3 protein-coding genes and 1 pseudogene are annotated in these 2,557 nt (G+C 59.1%); 3 read left to right on the top strand and 1 reads right to left on the bottom strand.

The genetic code is table 11. The annotated features are described in order from the left end of the window. The 3 genes from E0D98_RS23260 to E0D98_RS23245 all read left to right on the top strand — a co-directional run. Positions 1-354, top strand: a 354-nt coding sequence (locus E0D98_RS23260; protein WP_131891125.1) for a plasmid SOS inhibition protein A, incomplete at its 5' end; no start/stop codon positions are given. Next, positions 351-947, top strand: a complete 597-nt coding sequence (locus tag E0D98_RS23255) for a hypothetical protein (RefSeq protein WP_000978007.1) — start codon at positions 351-353, stop codon at positions 945-947. The genes E0D98_RS23260 and E0D98_RS23255, both read left to right, overlap by 4 nt. Positions 948-1,411: 464 nt before the next feature. Beyond that, positions 1,412-1,912: an antirestriction protein ArdA gene (locus tag E0D98_RS23245; protein WP_000117627.1), complete on the top strand. Its 501-nt coding sequence runs from the start codon at positions 1,412-1,414 to the stop codon at positions 1,910-1,912. A 312-nt stretch (positions 1,913-2,224) separates the two neighbouring features. Here E0D98_RS23245 and E0D98_RS28125 read toward each other — a convergent pair. Continuing rightward, positions 2,225-2,293, bottom strand: a pseudogene (locus tag E0D98_RS28125) (pilus protein); the annotation flags it as partial. Positions 2,294-2,557: the final 264 nt, after the last annotated feature.

Here is a 2,557-nt window from a genome sequence, read left to right as displayed (position 1 = left end):
CTGACAGAGCAGAAATACAGCCGCNAGCGGGAACGTGAGGCAGAACGACGGGAACTGGAATACCAGACATGTTTTGCTCAGGCGCAGATTGACCTTGCGTTTCATACTCCCGCCACGGTCGGAAGCTGGTTGTCCCGCTGGTCTGGTGTTGTTGAGGAGCATGATCTGGAAACGATTTTCTGGGGGTGGTGCGGGCGTTTTCCATCACTGTCATCATTTGACCGGTTTTTCTGGCAGGAGGAACCACTCTGGCGGCTGATTTTTGAAGCCGGTGAGGCCGGTCGTGGTGCACCGGTACAGGTACGTGCACTTGAGCAGTGGATGATCCCGAACAAGCTGGAGAACGCAATATGATGAAATCAGACGAACAATATCAGGTTCCCGTGTGGATGCGACCTCTGTTGCCGTTGCTCTGCAATACCGGTGGTAATGATCCGGAGGAACTGCTGAATGATACAGAAACCACCGCCAGTGCGAATATTGTCCGTTATGTACTGATAGTTGCAGTGCGGTCGCAGATTGATCTGCTGCAGCTACTGTACAGGAAAGGACTGTTGCGCACAGAGATACCAGGTGGCTTTTCACCGGAAGAAGCGCAGGAACTCCTGGATAATCTGGTGCGCAGCCATATCAGCAAGGCGCTGTCGGGTGAGCGAATGGCAGCCCGTGACAGAAATGCCGATCTGGCCTGGATTCGCCAGCAACTGGTCGATGCTGCCTGGTTTGTCCGTGCCACACTGGAAGCGCATGGGATGGGCGTCGGAAATGAGAGTCCCTCTGCTCCGCCGGAGACAATGCCGGACATACAGACACGGGAACTGGTGATGTTGATCAAGCGACTGGCATCTTCTCTGAAAGCGGTGAAACCGGACAGTTGTGTGGTGCGTGAAGCGCAGGACTGGCTGCGCGACAGAAAACTTGTGAGCATCACGGATGTTCTTCGGTGAACCAGTGGAGGTATGCTTGAGGGGCAGGGACATGCCGGTCATGATCGTTTCATATCAGGGGTGGTCTGGAGGTCATGCGGCGTGTCCTCTGCTCTCATCGGAATAAGGAAGTCGCCGGCGGCTCCGCTTTTACCCGGCCATGCGGGGCATGGCCTTGTGGGTTTTCAGTTATGTGGCCTCAGCGTCGTGTGCGGGCTGTGCCGTGCCTCCATCGTAGCCGGGCTTCTGCGGGCGGGATGCAAGGTAAGATGAACCGCTGCGGTCACCCGGTCCCTCCTTCCCGTCTGCCGTGATTTTCCGGTCGTTCACCCGCTCAGATTTCGCGGTCTCACCCTCCAACTCCCGTCAGCCGTGCGCGTCGGGCTGCGGCTTCCCTTGCGCCCTTGCATCCCTGCAGGCCCGGCAAAGATGGAGGCACGGCACCGCCCGGTGTCGCAGAACATGTGACTATGGAGGATTCGGGAATGTCTGTTGTTGCACCTGCTGTATACGTTGGAACCTGGCACAAATACAACTGTGGAAGCATCGCTGGCCGCTGGTTTGACCTGACAACGTTTGATGATGAACGCGACTTTTTCGCCGCCTGCCGTGCTCTTCACCAGGATGAAGCCGATCCTGAACTGATGTTTCAGGATTATGAGGGTTTCCCGGGGAATATGGCCTCTGAATGTCATATCAACTGGGCCTGGGTTGAAGGCTTCCGCCGGGCACGGGATGAAGGCTGCGAAGAGGCTTATCGTCTCTGGGTGGATGATACCGGTGAGACGGATTTTGACACCTTCCGCGATGCCTGGTGGGGCGAGGCTGACAGTGAGGAGGCTTTTGCGGTTGAGTTCGTCAGTGATACCGGCCTGCTGGCTGACGTGCCGGAGACGGTGGCGCTCTATTTTGACTATGAGGCGTATGCGCGGGATTTATTCCTGGACTCCTTCACCTTTATTGACGGTCATGTGTTCCGTCGGTGATTTACTCCCCCGCTCCGGCGGGGGTATGGCCTGCCGGGCCGCCGGAAAACCCTGGCAGGCTTACGCCTGCCTGAAATACAGGAGGGCCGCGCCTGCGGCGCTGCCCTTCCTGCCCGTCATGGTGTGAGGCATTTTTCTGTTTTGTCGTTTCTGTTGTTCTGACTCCCGGGGGCGGGGACACCCTTCGGCTCCCGGCTGCCTGGCGGCATCCGGTCGTCAGGCCCGACTCCGACAGGCAGCTGCTGGCGCACCCGCCAGTCTCCGCCGAACCCGCTGGCGCGGTTTCGGGCTGCCGCTACGGTCCGATGCGTGAAAACCCGGGCTTGCAGCGACCGTTCCGGTCGCGCCGCCTCTGTCGCGCCGTGACCTGCGCTCCCTGCACACCTGACGGTGTGTGAGGAAACTGCGCCTGATGGCGCAGCAGTCCTCCCTCCTGCCGCCACCTCTGCGGCCTGTTTCCCGCTGTGGACTTTCCGGGGGGCAGACGTAACCCCCTCCCGTTCCATCTGTCCAGGGTGAGATGCACCGGCCACAAAATTTTTAGCCATGAACCCGGCAAAAAATTTTGCGTCCGCCCCCGGACAGCTGTCCCGTGAGGCGGTAAACGGGCCCCCATCGGAAAGGTCCACTGCGGGGAGAAACCCC

This window comes from Escherichia sp. KCJ4928 (assembly GCF_004352695.1).
Lineage (GTDB): Bacteria > Pseudomonadota > Gammaproteobacteria > Enterobacterales > Enterobacteriaceae > ECMA0423.
This window is presented reverse-complemented; position numbering and strand designations above follow the sequence as displayed.